This is a genomic window from Kitasatospora sp. NPDC001539 (assembly GCF_040298565.1).
GTDB lineage: Bacteria > Actinomycetota > Actinomycetes > Streptomycetales > Streptomycetaceae > Kitasatospora.
The window spans coordinates 1-15,130 of sequence record NZ_JBEPAK010000173.1 but is presented as its reverse complement, the minus strand read 5'-3'; the positions used below and the strand labels follow the sequence as shown (position 1 = coordinate 15,130).

Annotated in this window: 15 protein-coding genes and 1 riboswitch; of the genes, 7 read left to right on the top strand and 8 right to left on the bottom strand. The window is 74.5% G+C overall.

Going from position 1 to position 15,130, the window contains the following annotated elements:
• Nucleotides 1-105: 105 nt before the first annotated feature.
• A complete protein-coding gene (locus ABT247_RS23795; RefSeq protein WP_502892490.1) occupies nt 106-2,814 on the bottom strand; it encodes a glycosyl hydrolase in 2,709 nt (902 codons plus the stop codon).
• Between the two features lie 347 nt (nt 2,815-3,161).
• Nucleotides 3,162-3,304, top strand: a riboswitch (SAM riboswitch).
• A gap of 201 nt (nt 3,305-3,505) precedes the next feature.
• Between ABT247_RS23795 and ABT247_RS23790 the strand changes: the two genes are divergently transcribed.
• Nucleotides 3,506-4,219: an IclR family transcriptional regulator gene (locus ABT247_RS23790; protein ID WP_350745448.1), complete on the top strand. Its 714-nt coding sequence runs from the start codon at nt 3,506-3,508 to the stop codon at nt 4,217-4,219.
• Between the two features lie 27 nt (nt 4,220-4,246).
• On the opposite strand, the gene ABT247_RS23785 is transcribed toward ABT247_RS23790, so the two are convergent.
• The 3 genes from ABT247_RS23785 to ABT247_RS23775 all read right to left on the bottom strand — a co-directional run bounded on the left by ABT247_RS23785 (nt 4,247) and on the right by ABT247_RS23775 (nt 6,936).
• Nucleotides 4,247-5,401, bottom strand: a complete 1,155-nt coding sequence (locus ABT247_RS23785) for an alpha/beta fold hydrolase (protein WP_350745445.1) — start codon at nt 5,399-5,401, stop codon at nt 4,247-4,249.
• Between the two features lie 113 nt (nt 5,402-5,514).
• Nucleotides 5,515-5,988, bottom strand: coding sequence for a nucleoside deaminase (locus tag ABT247_RS23780; RefSeq protein WP_350745442.1), 474 nt, complete (start codon nt 5,986-5,988; stop codon nt 5,515-5,517).
• 99 nt (nt 5,989-6,087) lie between these two features.
• A complete protein-coding gene (locus tag ABT247_RS23775) occupies nt 6,088-6,936 on the bottom strand; it encodes a universal stress protein (protein WP_350745439.1) in 849 nt (282 codons plus the stop codon).
• 347 nt (nt 6,937-7,283) lie between these two features.
• On the opposite strand from ABT247_RS23775, the gene ABT247_RS23770 reads away from it, so the two are divergent.
• The 4 genes from ABT247_RS23770 to ABT247_RS23755 all read left to right on the top strand — a co-directional run bounded on the left by ABT247_RS23770 (nt 7,284) and on the right by ABT247_RS23755 (nt 11,176).
• Complete coding sequence (locus tag ABT247_RS23770) at nt 7,284-8,267, top strand: ABC transporter ATP-binding protein (protein ID WP_350745436.1); 984 nt, start codon at nt 7,284-7,286, stop codon at nt 8,265-8,267.
• A complete protein-coding gene (locus tag ABT247_RS23765) occupies nt 8,264-9,112 on the top strand; it encodes an ABC transporter permease (protein WP_350745433.1) in 849 nt (282 codons plus the stop codon). Before ABT247_RS23770 ends, ABT247_RS23765 begins: the two co-directional genes overlap by 4 nt.
• A gap of 70 nt (nt 9,113-9,182) precedes the next feature.
• Nucleotides 9,183-10,496 carry a sensor histidine kinase gene (locus ABT247_RS23760; RefSeq protein ID WP_350745430.1) on the top strand — a complete coding sequence of 438 codons (1,314 nt, stop codon included), beginning with the start codon at nt 9,183-9,185 and terminating at the stop codon, nt 10,494-10,496.
• Nucleotides 10,493-11,176 carry a response regulator gene (locus tag ABT247_RS23755; RefSeq protein WP_350745427.1) on the top strand — a complete coding sequence of 228 codons (684 nt, stop codon included), beginning with the start codon at nt 10,493-10,495 and terminating at the stop codon, nt 11,174-11,176. Before ABT247_RS23760 ends, ABT247_RS23755 begins: the two co-directional genes overlap by 4 nt.
• Before the next feature lie 124 nt (nt 11,177-11,300).
• Here the strand turns inward: ABT247_RS23755 and ABT247_RS23750 are convergent, their stop codons facing one another.
• Both ABT247_RS23750 and ABT247_RS23745 read right to left on the bottom strand, forming a co-directional pair.
• Nucleotides 11,301-11,429 carry a hypothetical protein gene (locus tag ABT247_RS23750; RefSeq protein ID WP_350745425.1) on the bottom strand — a complete coding sequence of 43 codons (129 nt, stop codon included), beginning with the start codon at nt 11,427-11,429 and terminating at the stop codon, nt 11,301-11,303.
• The gene (locus ABT247_RS23745) at nt 11,426-11,695 is read right to left on the bottom strand and encodes a hypothetical protein (RefSeq protein ID WP_350745422.1); all 270 of its coding nucleotides are present in this window, start codon (nt 11,693-11,695) and stop codon (nt 11,426-11,428) included. Before ABT247_RS23745 ends, ABT247_RS23750 begins: the two co-directional genes overlap by 4 nt.
• 286 nt (nt 11,696-11,981) lie before the next feature.
• On the opposite strand from ABT247_RS23745, the gene ABT247_RS23740 reads away from it, so the two are divergent.
• Complete coding sequence (locus tag ABT247_RS23740) at nt 11,982-12,599, top strand: TetR/AcrR family transcriptional regulator (RefSeq protein WP_350745419.1); 618 nt, start codon at nt 11,982-11,984, stop codon at nt 12,597-12,599.
• 24 nt (nt 12,600-12,623) lie between these two features.
• Here the strand turns inward: ABT247_RS23740 and ABT247_RS23735 are convergent, their stop codons facing one another.
• On the bottom strand, nt 12,624-13,466 hold the full coding sequence (locus ABT247_RS23735; protein WP_350745417.1) for a slipin family protein: 843 nt from the start codon (nt 13,464-13,466) through the stop codon (nt 12,624-12,626).
• 327 nt (nt 13,467-13,793) lie between these two features.
• Nucleotides 13,794-14,045, bottom strand: coding sequence for a hypothetical protein (locus ABT247_RS23730; protein ID WP_350745414.1), 252 nt, complete (start codon nt 14,043-14,045; stop codon nt 13,794-13,796).
• A gap of 281 nt (nt 14,046-14,326) precedes the next feature.
• On the opposite strand from ABT247_RS23730, the gene ABT247_RS23725 reads away from it, so the two are divergent.
• Nucleotides 14,327-14,818 (top strand): hypothetical protein, encoded by a 492-nt coding sequence (locus ABT247_RS23725; protein ID WP_350745412.1) that lies wholly within the window; start codon nt 14,327-14,329, stop codon nt 14,816-14,818.
• The last annotated feature ends 312 nt before the right edge of the window (nt 14,819-15,130 follow it).

Here is a 15,130-nt window from a genome sequence, read left to right as displayed (position 1 = left end):
GTGTCCGGCGGCCCCCTACCTACGGGGCGCTGGTCGGCGGGGGCCCGCCACGATCTTGAGCTGGGGGCGGGGCACCGGTGGGAGGCGAGCCGGGAGGGACGGGGATCAGTCGTCGGTCTCGTCGTAGCGGCCGCGGCCCAGGCTGTGCAGGTTGAAGGACCAGATGCCGCGGCCGAAGGTGGCGGCGTAGAGCCTGCCGTCCGGGCCGATCTTGAGCTGCTGCACCGCGGTGGTGGGCAGGTTGCGGCCGAGGACGCGCCAGTCGGTGGTGCCGGGGGCGCGGTAGAAGGCGGCGAGGTCGGTGCCGAGGGCGATGCCGCCGTTGGGGAGGATCTTGACGGAGGTGGCGGGGACGTCCGGCAGGTTGGCCGAGACGTCGGTCCAGGTGGCGCCGCCGTCGTGGGTCTCGAAGAGGTGGCCGTTGCCGGCGCCGGGGCCTTCCGTCCAGGTGCGGGAGAAGCCGTTGAAGGCGACGAAGACGTGCCGGGCGTCGTTCTCGTCGACGGCGAAGGAGGAGACGTAGCGGTTGGGCAGGGTGCCGTCGACGGGCAGGTTGAGCTGGTGCCAGCCGGTGCCGTCCGTGTTGCCGACGGCGATGCCGCGGCTGAAGCCCTGGTTGTTGCAGGGGCCGCACCAGCCCGCGTACACGGTGCCGTTGACGGTGGCGACGGCGGTGGCGACGTGGCCGGCGCCGAGGTCGTAGGCGGAGGTCCACTCGCTGCCGCTGCGGATGGCGTAGCCCTTGTGCTGGACCCAGACGTGCCGGCCGCCGGCGATCCAGGTGTTGACGTCCTTCGGGTCGCTGGTGATCGGGGCGATGAAGCGCGCGGCGCTGGTGTCCTTGTCGGGCGGGGCGACCTCGTAGGAGGTGGCCTTGCTCGGGTCGCTCCTCCAGGAGCCGTCGTTGACGGCGCAGTTCTGGGTGACCCACATGTCGAGGTAGACGTACTCCTCGGCGATGTTGCAGCCGTTGTTCGGGTCGACCAGGGTGTCGGCGCCGTCGCCGCCGAAGTCGGAGCCCATCACCTTGTCGTGGGCGCGCAGGATGGACTCGCCGTTGTCCTGGAGGCCGCCGCTGACGATGACGCCCCGGCCGGAGCGGTCCGCGGGGTCCTTGCCGACGCCCACCGAGTAGTACTGGAGGGTGTCCATGGTGCCGTCGGCCAGGGACTTCCAGTCGGTGGCATGGCCGGAGGCGTCGGCCGCGCCGTTGATCGGACGGCTGTAGATCCCGCCGTCGTTGCCGACGTACACGCTGGTCCTGCCCCGGTACGACCCCACGGCGATGGCGTGCTGGTCGGAGTGGGTGGTCTCGGAGCAGTCACCGGTCTGCTTGGCCGGGTCGATGCTCCAGCAGGGGAAGCCGAAGTTCCAGTACGGGCCCGGGACGGTCCAGCTGGAGCCGCCGTCCTTCGTCTCCAGGACCTCCTCCAGGCCGGCGTAGAGGTGGTCCGGGTTGGCCGGGTCGACCTGGAGGAACTGGTTGTACCAGGCCTGGATGCCCGGTTGGTAGCCGGCGTCCTGCAGTGCGGAGCCGGAGTTCTTCAGCTTGTCCTTGTCCGCGATCTGGGTCCACGGGCCGAACGGCGAGCCCGATTTGGAGACGTAGATGCCCTTCAGGCCGGTGTCCGGGTCGCTCGCCATGACCGCCGGGGACTGGTCGATCGCGTAGTACCGGGAACCGTCGGCGGAGGCGGCGAAGGTCACGTTGCCCACGTTCGCGGCGTCGGTCGGCAGGTCGCCGAGCGAGCCGACCCGCTGCCAGGTGCCGTCGGAGGCCTTGGCGTAGAAGCCGTTGTAGGTGTCGCCGCCGCGCCAGCCGACCGCCAGGACCACCTTGGTCGGGTCCTTCGGGTCGATCGCGATGTCGTTGGCGATGTTCTTGTACGGCGCGGCCGGGTCGCCCGCCTTCGAACCGCCCGGCAGGTAGTCCGGGTTGGGTGCGAACTCCAGCGTCCACGGGCCGGACAGGTCCGTGGTGGAGTGGCTCCACACGCCCCGGCTGGTGGCCGCCCACACCTTGCCGCCGCCGAAGCGCAGCGCGTGGATGATCGTCGACTCCAGCTCCGCGCCGCCCACCCGCATGCCGGGCTGGAACTCGCCGTGCTTCGGGTCGCCGAGCACGTACACGCCGGTGCCGACGTACGAGGTCGCGCCGGTGTTGGACTCACCGGTCGCGTACCAGAGCCGGCCACCGCCGTCGAGGTTCAGCGTGCCGGTGGAGAGGGACGGCAGCTTGTCCGAGATGGACTGCCACTGCCCGCCGCCGGTGCGGGAGCGGAACACGCCCCCGTTGGCGCCGCCCGCGTAGACGTAGCCGTCGTCGTCGGCCGCGATGCCGGTGATCCGGCCGGTCACGAACCCGGAGCCGCCGCTGGAGTTGGAGTTGACGTCGCGGTAGCGCGGGTCGTCGGAGTTGTACGGCTTGCCGGTGACGTGGTCCCAGCTGCCGCCGGTGTGCGGCATGGACTGCAGCTGGGCCCAGGCGGCGCCGTACGCGCCGGGCGCGACCACCCCGGGGGCGGTGCGGGCCTCGGTGTACTGGGCGGTGCCCTCGGCGGAGTTCTCCGCCTCGTCGCCTTCGTCCTCGCCGGGGGCGTCCGCCCTGGCGCTGAAGGCGGGACCGGCGGTGGAGCCCGTGCCGCCCTGGACCTTCTTCGCGTGCTTCGCCCCGATCTCGGCCTGGTGCTGGGCCTGGTGCGGACGAGGCCCGGGTGTCCCGGACGGCGCGGCGAGGGCCTGGGTGGTGGTCAGTCCGAGCGCGGTGAGGGTCACGGCGGGCAGTAGCAGCCGTCGGCGTTGCCTGTTGGGCACGATGGTGGGTCCTCCCCATGCGGCGGGCCGCGCGGTCGCGCGGCTCCGGCGGAAACAGTCGGAAGCCTCGCGGTTCGGCCGGGCGGAGTGAAGGGCCCGCGCATAACGAATGATTAAAACCGAATTCAGTGAAGAGAGTTGGAAAGCCCGGAAGGCCTCGTCCCGCAGATTGAAGCAGCCGGAGCGGTGGGAACGGTCGGCGACGGACGGGCGTCGGGGGAATCCCTCCCCGAATGGGTGCGGGCCGCCGTACCGGCCCGGCCCCGTCCCGAGCGCCGCTGACCGGCCGGGCTCCGCCGGGGGGCCGGTTTGGCGGGCCGGCCGGGGAGTCTTGTATGGTTCCTGGCGAATCATCCAGAGGGGTGGAGGGACCGGCCCTACGAAGCCCCGGCAACTCCCCGGTCGACCCGGCGTCCGAAGTACGCGCCGCGCCGCCCGGGATCAGTGCCAACTCCGGCCTGTCGCCAACGTGGCGCGGGAAAGATGAGGAGACACGGTGCTCTCTGTGCTGTCCTTCGCCCGGGCGCTCTCCGCCGCCCCGGCCGTTCCGCGTACCCGTCTCGTGCCCGGCGCAGGCACTCGGCCGATCTCTCCGGCCCGTCCTCGCTGACCACCCCCGCTCCCCGCGGGGAGCCCCCGTGAGCGCGAATCCGCCCCCCGCTCACGGGTACGAGACTGGAGTACCCATCCCATGCAGAACACGAGCGGCGTCGGCGTGCTCGACAAGGTCACCTCGATCCTCGGCACCCTGGAGTCCGGCCCCACCACACTGGCCGGACTCGTCGCCGCGACCGGTATGGCGCGGCCCACCGCGCACCGGCTCGCCGTCGCGCTGGAACACCACCGCCTGGTCAGCAGGGACCTGCAGGGCCGGTTCGTCCTCGGCCCCCGGCTGACGGAACTCTCGGCGGCCGCCGGTGAGGACCGGCTGCTGGCCGCCGCCGGCTCGGTCCTCACGCACCTGCGCGACGTCACGGGCGAGAGCGCGCAGCTCTACCGGCGCCAGGGCGAGGTCCGCATCTGCGTGGCCGCCGCCGAGCGGCTCTCCGGCCTCCGCGACACCGTCCCGGTCGGTGTCACGCTGTCCATGAAGGCGGGATCCGCCGCCCAGGTGCTGCTCGCCTGGGAGGAACCCGAGCGCCTCCACCGCGGCCTCCTGGGCGCCCGCTTCACGGCCACCGCGCTCGCCGGGGTGCGGCGCCGCGGCTGGGCGCAGTCCATCGGCGAGCGCGAACCCGGGGTCGCCTCCGTCGCCGCGCCCGTCCGCGGCCCGTCCAACCGGGTGGTGGCCGCCGTCTCCGTCTCCGGCCCGATCGAGCGCCTCACCCGGCACCCCGGCCCGCACCTGGCCCAGGCCGCCGTCGAGGCGGCCAACCGCCTCAGCGAAGCCCTCGCCCAGGCCTGAAGGGCCGACCGGGGCCCGGCCGGCCGTTCAGCGGCCGGGCAGGAGCCACCGCCACACGTCGCGTTCGGCGGTGGCCGACCAGACCACGTCGCCGTGGCCGTAGCCCGGCACCACCCGGTAGTCGACCCGGGCGCCGCCCCGGCGGACCAGGCGGGGGCCGAGGTCGTGGTCGCCGCGTCCGAGCTCGGCGTTCAGCCAGACGACATCGGCCCGGATCGCGGACCAGTCGATGCGGTGGACCTCCGCCCGGCCGGCCCAGAGCGCCGCCAGGTCGCGGAGCAGGGCGGTCGCCTGCAGGCCGCTGCCGAGCCGGGAGACCGCCGCCGTCCAGACCGGCAGCGGTGCGTGGTCCAGGACGAAGCGGTCCTCGGTGGGCGTGGCGCCGAAGGCGTACCCACCGGCGCTGTGGCCCCGGTGGTAGATCCAGTTCGCCGCCCCGGGCAGCTCCCGGGTGCGGGTCAGCGCGTAGTGCAGCAGGCCGAGGTTGCTGAACTGCGCCGCCCCGGGCACCGGTCGCGGCACCCCGCTCGGGGCGTCCGGGGCGGCGGCCGCGCGGGCGAACAGGCCCTTCAGCCCGGGGTCGACGGTCCAGGTGCCCGCAGCCAACAGCTGCCGGAACCCGTCGGTCAGCGCCGAGGCTCTCGCGACGAGCTCCGGCTCGGTCTCCGGGTCGTAGGGGCCGGTGGTGTCGAGGACGAGCACCCGGCGCAGCCGCTCGCCGCCGTCCCGTACGGCGGTTGCCAGCGCGAGCGCGGCCCCGGCCGAGTGGCCGAGCAACTCGTACGGCAGGCCGGTGACGGACTCGACGGCGGCGACGACCCGCCGGAGGTCGGCCCGCTGGGCGTCCAGGCCCCGGTCCGCGCAGTGCGGGCCGATCAGGTCGGGCGTCAACGCGTCCTCGCGCGGCGTGGTGCCGACGACCAGGTACCCGTGGTCCGCGAGGAAGCGCGCGAGGCTCCGGCCCCGTGCGGTGCAGTAGTCGGCGGCGACGTTGAGCCCGCCACCCGGCAGCAGGTGGACCACCCGGTGCGCCCCGCCGCCGTCGCCGAGGACGTCGACGGTGAACCGCCCGCCCTGCCGGTCCGGTACGGCCAGCCGCCGGTGCCCCGGGCCGACGTCCACCACCGCCGAATCGCCGCAGCCGAGTGCCGCCGCCACCGCCCCGATCAGGTCCGCACCCACCGCTTCCCTCCCCGCGTGCTGCCGACCGCGCGCGGACCGGGCTCCGCCGCCCGCAGCGCGGGGAACAGTCTGACGGACGGCTACGGGCGGCGCCGGTCCGGGCTCCGCACCCGTCAGCCCCAGTACCCCGTGTGCACCGCGGCCGCCTCCTCGTACAGGTGCGGCCCCGAGACCTCCACCGGGCTGCCGCCGGCGGCGAAGACCTGACGGCAGGGCAGGTGGAGCACCGGCTCCTCCGGATCCACCCCCGCGATGACGTTCAGTTCGGTGGCCGCCAGCGCGTACACGACCCGCCGGATGCCGCTCCAGAAGATGGCGCCCGCGCACATCGCGCACGGCTCGGTGCTGGAGTACAGGGTGGCCTTGGCGAGCTGGGCCGGGGCCAGGGTGCGGGAGGCCCGCCGGACCAGGTTGGTCTCCGCGTGGGCGGTCACGTCGTGGTCCGTCAGCACGGTGTTCTCGGCGGTGAGCAGGACGCTCCCGTCGGCGTCCGTCAGCAGCGCGCCGAAGGGGTGGTTGCCGTGCGCGCGGGCGGAGGCCGCGATGTCGAGGGTCGCGAGCAGGTGGGCGCGGGTGTCATCGGCCATGACGTGCTCCTCGGGGGTCGGCCGGGCGGAGGCTCGGGAATCGCATCGAACGTACACGACGTCCGCGGTGGGGCCGCCCCGGCGGTCGTGCCGGCCCGCTCAGCCGTACGGGACGACGGCGACCGGGCAGTGGACGTGGTGGACGACCGCGTGCGCCACCGGGCCGAGGTGGTGGTGGCGCAGCGGCGCGTGGTGGGTACGGCGGCCGACGACCACCAGCCGGGCCGTCGCCGCCGCGTCCACCAGCTCGACGGCGGCCTTGCCCCGCACAAGCTCGTCCGTCACCTCCACCTCGGGGTGGCGGCCGCGCCAGGGCTCCAGGGCCTCGGCGAGCCCGGTCCGCTCGACGGCGGAGACCTCGCGCTCCAGCCCGCCGATGGCGCCGTAGGCCATGTACTCGCTGCCGGCGGGCGGGTTCCAGACGTGGACGACCCGCAGCGGCGCGGAGCGGAGCGCGGCGGCCTCGAAGGCGAAGGCCAGGACCGCCTCCGCCGGGTGCGTCAGGTCGAGGCCGACCGTCACGTCGCCGGCCGGCTCGCTCTCGCGCGCCCGCACCAGCACCACGGGGCAGGCGGCCCGGCGCAGCACCTCCTGGCTCACCGAGCCGGTCAGGTAACCGCGCAGGGTGCCCAGCCCGCGTGAGCCGAGCACCACCACGGCCGCCGTGCGCGAGGCGGCCTCCAGCGCCTCCACCGGGTCGCCGGAGACCGGCGAGGAGACGATCGGCACCTCCGGTGCCAGGGCGCGCAGGGCTCCCTCGCGCTCGGCCAGCTGCGCCAGGGCGCGGTGGTAGGTCTGGTCGCTGCCGACCACGTCGCGCTTCGGCCAGGGCCACGCGTGGAGGACTTCGAGGCCGAGTCCGCGGCGCTGTGCCTCGCGGGCGGCCCATTCGGTGGCGGCGAGGCTCTCGGGCGAGCCGTCGAAGCCGACGACAACTGGTCCGGTCACGGCGTACTCCTCGGTTCCGCGGCGCGTCGACGGCCGTCCCCGGCCGCCGGGGCCGCCTCGGGTTGCGGCCCCAGTATCGGCGTCTCCCGCGCCCGCCGCCTCCCGGGCCGGGGCGGCTGCCGGTGCCCCGCCGCCGGTGCTCCGCCGCCGGTGTCGGCGTGGAGCGTCGCCGGGCAGGTCGGCGGCCCGGTTGGGAGCCGCGCCGAGCCGGAGTGGGCGGCGTGGTACCGCGGTACTACGGACGGCCCGATGATCAGCCCGCGGTGCCACGGATCCGGCTCGGGCCGCACCTAGCGTGGAACCGTGGGCGGCCGGGACGGCCCGGCCCCTGGACGTAAGGGCGAGCGATGATCGAGGCGCACCAGCTGACGAAGCGGTACGGGGAGAAGACCGCCGTGGACAGGCTGGACTTCACCGTCCGACCGGGAACGGTGACCGGGTTCCTCGGGCCCAACGGGGCCGGGAAGTCCACCACCATGCGGATGGTCGTCGGCCTGGACGCACCCACCAGCGGGTCGGTGCGGGTCAACGGCCGCCGCTACGCCGAGCACGCCGCGCCGTTGCAGGAGGTCGGCGCGCTGCTGGAGGCCAAGTCGATCCACCCCGGCCGTTCGGCCTTCAACCACCTGATGGCCCAGGCGCACACCCACGGCATCCCGCGCCGCCGGGTGGAGGAGGTCATCGAGATGACCGGCCTGCAGAGCGTCGCCCGCAAGCGGGCCGGGGCATTCTCGCTCGGCATGGGCCAGCGGCTCGGCATCGCGGCCGCCCTGCTGGGCGACCCGGCCACGGTGATGCTGGACGAGCCGGTCAACGGTCTCGACCCCGAGGGCGTCCTGTGGATCCGCAACCTGCTCACCTCCCTCGCCGCCGAGGGGCGCACCGTCTTCGTCTCCTCGCACCTGATGAGCGAGGTCTCACTGGTCGCCGACCACCTCATCATCGTGGGCCGCGGCCGGCTGCTCGCCGACACCACCGTGCAGGACCTGGTCCGGGAGGCCGGTGGCGACGTCGTCAAGGTGGCCAGCGCCGACCCGGCCCGGCTGCGCTCGGCGCTGGCCGGCCCCGGTGTGGAGATCACCGGCCGCTCCGGCTCCGAGGAACTCCTGGTCAGCGGCCGTACCGCCCGCGAGATCGGCCTGACCGCCGCCGAACACGGCATCGCCGTCTTCGAGCTCAGCCCGCGGACGGTCTCCCTCGAGGAGGCGTTCATGGACCTGACCAGGGACGCCGTGGAGTACCACGGCACCACCACCGCCGGAACCAAGGGCAAGGCCGCGAGCACGCCCGAGAACGACGCCGAGACCGAGACCCCGAGGAGCGCGGCATGAGCACCATCGTGACCTCCGAGCCCGCCACGTCCGCCGAACCGCGTGCCGCCCGCCCCGCGTACAGGGTGACGGCCGCACGCGTGCTGCGCTCCGAGTGGGCCAAGCTGTGGTCGCTGCGCTCGACCTGGATCACCCTCGGGCTGGCGCTGCTCTTCCTGATCGCCTTCGGCCTGATCGCGGCCTCCCAGTTCAAGTCGCGGATCACCTCCGGCCGCCCGATGGACCGGGACTTCGCCGCCGCGAGCACCCTCAGCCTGTCGCTGTTCGGCACCAACTTCGCGCAGCTGGCGCTCGGCGTCCTCGGCGTGCTGGTCGCGGCCGGCGAGTACTCGACCGGCATGATCCGCTCGACCCTGGCCGCGGTGCCGCGCCGTCTGCCCGTGCTCTGGTCCAAGGCCGCGGTGTACGGCCTGATCGCGCTGGTCCTCGCCACGGTCGGGGTGTTCGTCGCCTTCCTGGTCGACACCCGCATCCTCTCCGGGACGCGGGCGGCGATGACCCTCTCGGACGCCGGGGTGGTGCGCGGCCTGCTCGGCGCCGCGCTCTACCTGGGCCTGGTCGGCGTGATCGGCGTCGCCCTCGGTGCGCTGCTACGCTCGGTGGCCGGCGGCATCTCGGTGCTGGTCGCCTCGCTGATGCTGGTCCCCGGGCTGGTGTCGCTGCTGCCCAGCTCGTGGCAGGACCACATCAGCCCCTACCTGCCCAGCCACGCGGGTGAGGCGATGTTCGCCCTCCACCACGACACGACCACCCTCTCGCCGACGGCCGGACTGCTGGTCTTCCTCGGCTGGACGGTGCTCGCCCTCGCCGGCGCCGCCGTACGGCTGGTCCGCACGGACGCCTGAGAGACTCCCGGTGCGGCGTCGGAACTCCCGGCGCCGCACCACCCGTACCACCACCAGGGAGAAGACACCGGTGAGTGAGGACCGAGCCATTCCCGACGGCTTGGCCGCCGACGCGCTGTCCGGCCACCCGCTGTTCGTCCGGCTGGCCGGGATCGGCCAGCGCGTGCGGCAGGCGGACCGCGACCACCCCTGGGTCCTGGACGCCGCCGTGGTCGCGGTGGTCGTCCTGATGTTCTGCCTCCCCGACCTCTTCCCCTTCGCCGGCCGCGACGAGCCCGCGCACGAGCACCGGATCGTCTTCGCCCGCCCACCGCTGCCCGCCATGCTGGCCTTCCAGGCGGGTCTGGTCCTGCCCTTGCTGTGGCGGCGCCGGCGGCCCACCGAGGCGCTCGCGGCGATCATGGCGGTCTTCGTGCTGCAGTGGTCGCTCGGCGTCGCCCTGCGCGCCGACGCCGCCCTGCTGGTCGCCCTCTACAGCCTCGCCCTGCACGGGCGGCTGCGGCACCTGGCCTGGTCCTGCGCCGTGATGGTGGGCGCGATGGCCCTGGTGGCCGTGCAGGTCTCCGGCGGCGGGCTGCCGGTCGGCGACGCACTGTTCTTCCTGGTCAGCGCCGCCACGGCGGCCGTCGCCCTCGGCATCGCGGTGCGCATCCGCCGCGCCCAGCTCGCCGGGCTGCGCGAGCGGGCCGCCCGGCTGGAGATCGAACGCGACCAACGCAGCCGACTCGCCGCCGCCACCGAACGCACCCGGGTGGCCCGGGAGATGCACGACATCATCGGCCACAACCTCTCCGTCATCGTCACCCTCGCCGACGGCGGCGCCTACGCCGCCCAGACGTCCCCCGAACGCGGCCGGGAGGCGCTCCAACTGATCGGCGAGACCAGCCGCCAGGCGCTCGGCGAACTGCGCCGGATGCTCGGCGTGCTGCGCGACCAGGGCGACCAGGCCGCCGAGTTCAACCCCCAGCCCGGCATCGCCGACCTCGACGCGCTGTGCGCCCGCATCCGCGCCGCCGGCCCCCAGGTGCTCTACACCGTCGGCGGCGACGTCGACCAGCTCGACCGCGGAGTCCAGCTGATGGCCTACCGGATCGTGCAGGAGGCGCTCACCAACTCCCTCAAGCACGCCGGCGCCGGGACCCGCGCGCACGTGACCCTGACCGCCGACACCGCCCGGCTGCGGGTGCGCGTGCGGGACAGCGGTCCGCCCGGCGCCGACCCCGGGCCGGTGCGGCCGGCCGGCGAGGGCCACGGCCTGGCCGGCATGCGCGAACGCGCGGCCCTGTACCGCGGCACCGTCACGGCGGGCCCCGGCCCTGGGGCAGGATGGACCGTGGAGGCCGTACTCGACCTCACCCCCGAACCGACAGGCGGCCCGACGTGACCACCGTCCTCATCGTGGACGACCAGCCACTGCAGCGCTACGGCTTCCGGATGCTGCTGGAGAGCCAGCCCGACACCGAGGTGGTCGGCGAGGCCGCCCACGGCGGCGAGGCCGTCCGGCTGACCGCCGGCCTGCGGCCCGACGTCGTCCTGATGGACATCCGGATGCCCGGGATGGACGGCATCGAGGCCACCCGGCAGATCGTCGCGACGGGCGGACGCTCGCGCATCCTCGTGCTCACCACCTTCGACCTCGACGAGTACGCCCACGCCGCGCTGCGCGCCGGAGCCAGCGGCTTCCTGCTGAAGGACGCCCGCCCGGAGGAACTGCTCGCCGGGATCCGCGCGGTCGCCGAGGGCGACGCGGTGGTGGCCCCCGCCATCACCCGCCGCCTGCTCGACGCCTACGCCCACCACCTGCCGGTCCGCCCGGCGGGCGCGGCGGCGGCCGAGGACGCCCGGCTGGACGCGCTGACCGAGCGCGAGCGGGAGATCCTGACGGCCATCGCCCGGGGCTGGACGAACAGCGAGATCGCCCAGCGCCTGGTGCTGGCCGAGTCGACCGTCAAGACGCACGTCAGCCGGGTGCTCTCGAAGATCGGCGCCCGGGACCGCGTGCAGGCCGTGATCTTCGCCTACGACCGCGGGCTGACCCGGCCCAACCCGCCGGTCGCGAACTGATCGCAGGCCGCACCGGGCGCGCCGCCGCACCGCATGACGACCATTCCGCTCGGGGCCGCTCGGCCCGCTCCCTGCCGTCACCGCGAGCCTGCTGCACGGACACAGCCCCGGCGGCGGTCGGCCGTCAGCAGCTGTCGGCGAACTCGCGGAAGTCCGCGTCGTCGTCGTCATCGTCCAGGCGGAGGCCGACGACGATCAGCAGCCCGAGGGCGAGCAGCAGCGCCAGCGCTGCCTTGGCGATCCGAGCGATCACAGGTTCTCCTCCGACGCCGTCAGGTGGTTGCGCAGGTCGTGGTCGGGCACGCCCTCGCCGGTGGGCTCGAACGCGGCGGCGCTCAGGCCCCCGGCGCGGTCGGCGGCGCCCGCGCGGAGGCCGCCGGAGCCCTGGCGGCCGAGGGCGGCCCCGTCCTGGTGGGCGGGGTCGGCGGCTGTGGCCGGGTTGTCGGCTCCGGCCGGGTTGGAGGCGTGGGCGGGACCGTCGCCGGTCGCGCTCCGGTCGCAGGTGGTGGGTGCGGCCACGTGGGGGTCCGCCTCTCCGTCGGGGATGGTGCCCTCCGTTGGTAGCGGAACCGTTCGCCGCTGCGACGGCAGCAGTGCCCGGGAGTCACCCGAACGGGTTCAGGTCCCGCGTTCAGGCCGCGGGTTCAGGCCGCGGGTTCAGGCCGCGGGTTCAGGCCGGGTCCGGGACACGGGCGGCGGCGCCCGGGCCGCTCCGAGCGGCGCCCGGTGGCTGGGAGGGAACGGGTTCGTTCACTAACATTGTAGGCAGGCGTGGTGACCAGAGAACCCCGGAAGGTGCGCAGCCATGTCCGCTGAAACCGACACCGCGCGAGCGGCGGTGACGGCCGCCCGGCTCCGGCGGCGCGGGGAGGCGCTGGAGAGCGCAATCTACGAGGCGGCCCTCCAGCAGCTCACCACCGACGGCTACGCGCGACTCACCATGGAGGGCGTCGCCGCCGCCGCGCAGACCGGGAAGGCGGCGCTCTACCGCCGATGGTCCTCCAAGGAGGACCTGGTGATGGACGCGCTGCGGGCCAGCCTGCCCCCGGCCGGCCCGGCCCCCGACACCGGCAGCCTGCGCGGGGACCTGCTGGAGGTGGTGACCGGGCTGCGCACCGCGATGTTCAGCGAACTCGGCGCCGCCGTCCGGGCGATCATGAGCGAGCTCGACCACCGTCGGGCGCACGCCTTCCTGGCGCTCGTCCTGGAGCGGGTGGTCGAGCCCACCACCGCGCTGATCGCCGACGTGCTCGACCGGGGCACCGCCCGGGGCGAGGTCCGCCCCGGGTCGGTCACCCCGCTGGTCACCGACGTGGTGCCGGCGTTGATGCTGTACCGGATCAAGATGTGCGGCGGCGACGCCGAACTCCTCGACCCGGCAGCGATCGTGGACGAGGTGCTGCTGCCGATCGTCCGTCCGTGAGACGGGACCGGGGCTGATCGGGCGTCAGTCGCCCTGGGCGGCCGCCTGCGGCGGGACGGCGGGCGCCGGCGGCGCGGTCGGGGCGGCGGCGGGCGCGGGGACGGCGGCGCCCTCGGCGAGCCGGGCCGTGGAGGCCTCGAAGAAGCGCAGCAGCTCCACCGGGAACGGCAGCACGAGCGTCGAGTTCTTCTCCGCCGCGACCTCGACCACCGTCTGCAGCATGCGCAGCTGCATCGCCGCCGGGGTCTCGGCCATCTTCGCCGCCGCCTCGGCCAGCTTGGCAGCCGCCTGGAACTCACCGTCGGCCGTGATGATCCGGGCCCGGCGCTCGCGGTCGGCCTCGGCCTGACGGGCCATCGAGCGCTTCATCGAGTCGGGCAGGCTGACGTCCTTGATCTCCACCCGGTCGATGTGCACGCCCCAACCCGCCGCCGGGCTCTCCAGCATGACCTCCAGGCCCTGGTGCAGCTGCTCCCGGCCGGAGAGCAGGTCGTCCAGCTCGCTCTTGCCGATGATCGAACGCAGCGAGGTCTGGGCGACCTGCAGCATGGCGAAGCCGTAGTTCTGCACGTCCACGGTGGCCTTGATCGGCTCGATCACGCGGAAGTACAGCACCGCGTCGACGCTCACCGAGACGTTGTCCTTGGTGATGCCCTCCTGGGCGGGCACCGGCATCGTGATGACCTGGACGTTCACCTTGCGCATCCGATCGAGCAGCGGCACCAGCAGCGTCATGCCCGGCTCGCGGACCGACCCGCGCACCCGGCCCAGCCGGAACACCACACCGCGCTCGTACTGCTGCACCACCCGCACGCCGGTCACCAGCCACAGCAGGGCGACCACGACGACGATCACGAGTACTGCCACGCCTGTTCTACCTTCTCCCCGTCGCGGTGCGGCCGGGCCGGGTCCGGAGTGGCCCTGTCGCCGGGGCGCGCCGCGCGCAGCACAGTATGCGCCCGGGCCGACCGGACGGTAAGGCGTGCGGACCCGGATCTTGACGCATCGTTGACGCGGCCCCGGTGCGTCCTCGGCGCGGGCGGCCCGTACGCCGGTTCGCCGCCCGGGTCCGCCCGGCCGGGCAGGCGACACCGACCGGGCGGACCGGACCGGCGGGTGCCCGCGGTGATCGGCGCTCCCGTGCCGCCGCCCCGGCCTGACCCGGCTGGGTCGGGGCGGGCCGGTCGGAGTGTGCTACTCGCGGACGCCGACTGCCTCCGCCGCTCTCCGGTGAGTCGCCCGCCCCGTCGCCACCGACGCGGTGGCCACGGTGACGAGGGCGCACAGCGCGATGGTCGCCAGGAGCTGCGGCCACGGGACCACCGTCGGGGCCGCGGCCACCAGCTGTGCCAGGGAGGCGTGTTGGGTGGCCGCCGTCAGCCCGGTCGCGACGGCGGCGAGCACGGTGCCGACGACCACCGCCACGGCCGACTCGGCCGCGGCCACCCGGACGATCTGGCCGCGTACCGCGCGGTCAGCCCGAGCAGCGCGAACTCCCGCCGCCGCCCGGTCATCGCCATGATCAAGGTGTTCGCGACCGCCATCAGCGCGTAGGCGAGCGCGATCCCCAGGATGACCACCGCGGCGTTGTCCGTCTGTTCCTCGGCGGGCCGAGCGGTCGTCCGTCCCGGGCGCCGGGCGCCGGCCGGTGGTGCGGGCTGCGGATAGGCTGAATCCGCACGTCAATGGCCGTGGGCGGCCGGGGAGGGTTCGGGACGGTGGAGAAGATGGGCGAGCTGGAGGACCTGCGGGCGCGGCTGACGGCGCTGGAGGCGGAGGTCGACCGGCTGCGCGAGGAGTCCGCGGCGGCCCGTGCGGCGGCGACGGGGCGTACGGCGACGGGGCGTACGACGGCGGGAGAGCGCACGATAGCGACGGGGCGCGCGACGAGTGCGGCGGCCGAGCGCCCGGACGCGGGCACGACGGACACGGCCGGGGCAAGGACCGACCGGGACGGCACGGAGGACCGCGCCGTCGTGCCCGTCCGCACCCGGGCGCCGGAGGGCGGCCACGGGGACCGGGTCGAGCGGCCCCAGTCGATGACCAGCCTCGCCGACGTCGTCGGCGTCATGGTCTCCGGACAGAACGAACAGACCCGGGTGCTGCGGGCCCACGCCCGGACCCTGGAAGCGCAGAGCAGCACGCTCGCCAAGCACGGGCAGTTCCTGGAGAGCCTCCTGGCGGGCCAGGAAGCCCTTCAGGAGGAACTGCGCCGCTGAGGCGCCCGTACGGGCCCGCGCACGACCGTGAGGGCTTCGCCCCACGTGTGCGCCGGTCGGCGGCGCCCACGGCCGGGCCGCTTCGACACGCACGGGCCCGTGGCCTTCCTCGACTTGGGCTGGGCCGGACGCTTGGATGGGTCCGGCCCGGTCCCCGGACGCGTCCGGCCTGGTCGCCGTCCGGGTGCCGTCCGGACGACCTCCCTTGGCGAGCCGAGGAGAATCTCAATGACCGTGTCAAGCCGTCTGCCTGACTGGCGGAGCGGGGGTGAAGAGCCTCTTGTCACGCAGCATCGCCCAGAGCACGTCGAC

What these genes read in the sequence shown, in the direction of transcription:
- ABT247_RS23780 (WP_350745442.1), bottom strand. Translation starts at nt 5,988, where the DNA reads ATGGCCGATGACACCCGCGCCCACCTGCTCGCGACCCTCGACATCGCG.
- ABT247_RS23770 (WP_350745436.1), top strand. Translation starts at nt 7,284, where the DNA reads ATGATCGAGGCGCACCAGCTGACGAAGCGGTACGGGGAGAAGACCGCC.
- ABT247_RS23765 (WP_350745433.1), top strand. Translation starts at nt 8,264, where the DNA reads ATGAGCACCATCGTGACCTCCGAGCCCGCCACGTCCGCCGAACCGCGT.
- ABT247_RS23740 (WP_350745419.1), top strand. Translation starts at nt 11,982, where the DNA reads ATGTCCGCTGAAACCGACACCGCGCGAGCGGCGGTGACGGCCGCCCGG.
- ABT247_RS23725 (WP_350745412.1), top strand. Translation starts at nt 14,327, where the DNA reads ATGGGCGAGCTGGAGGACCTGCGGGCGCGGCTGACGGCGCTGGAGGCG.
- ABT247_RS23790 (WP_350745448.1), top strand. Translation starts at nt 3,506, where the DNA reads ATGCAGAACACGAGCGGCGTCGGCGTGCTCGACAAGGTCACCTCGATC.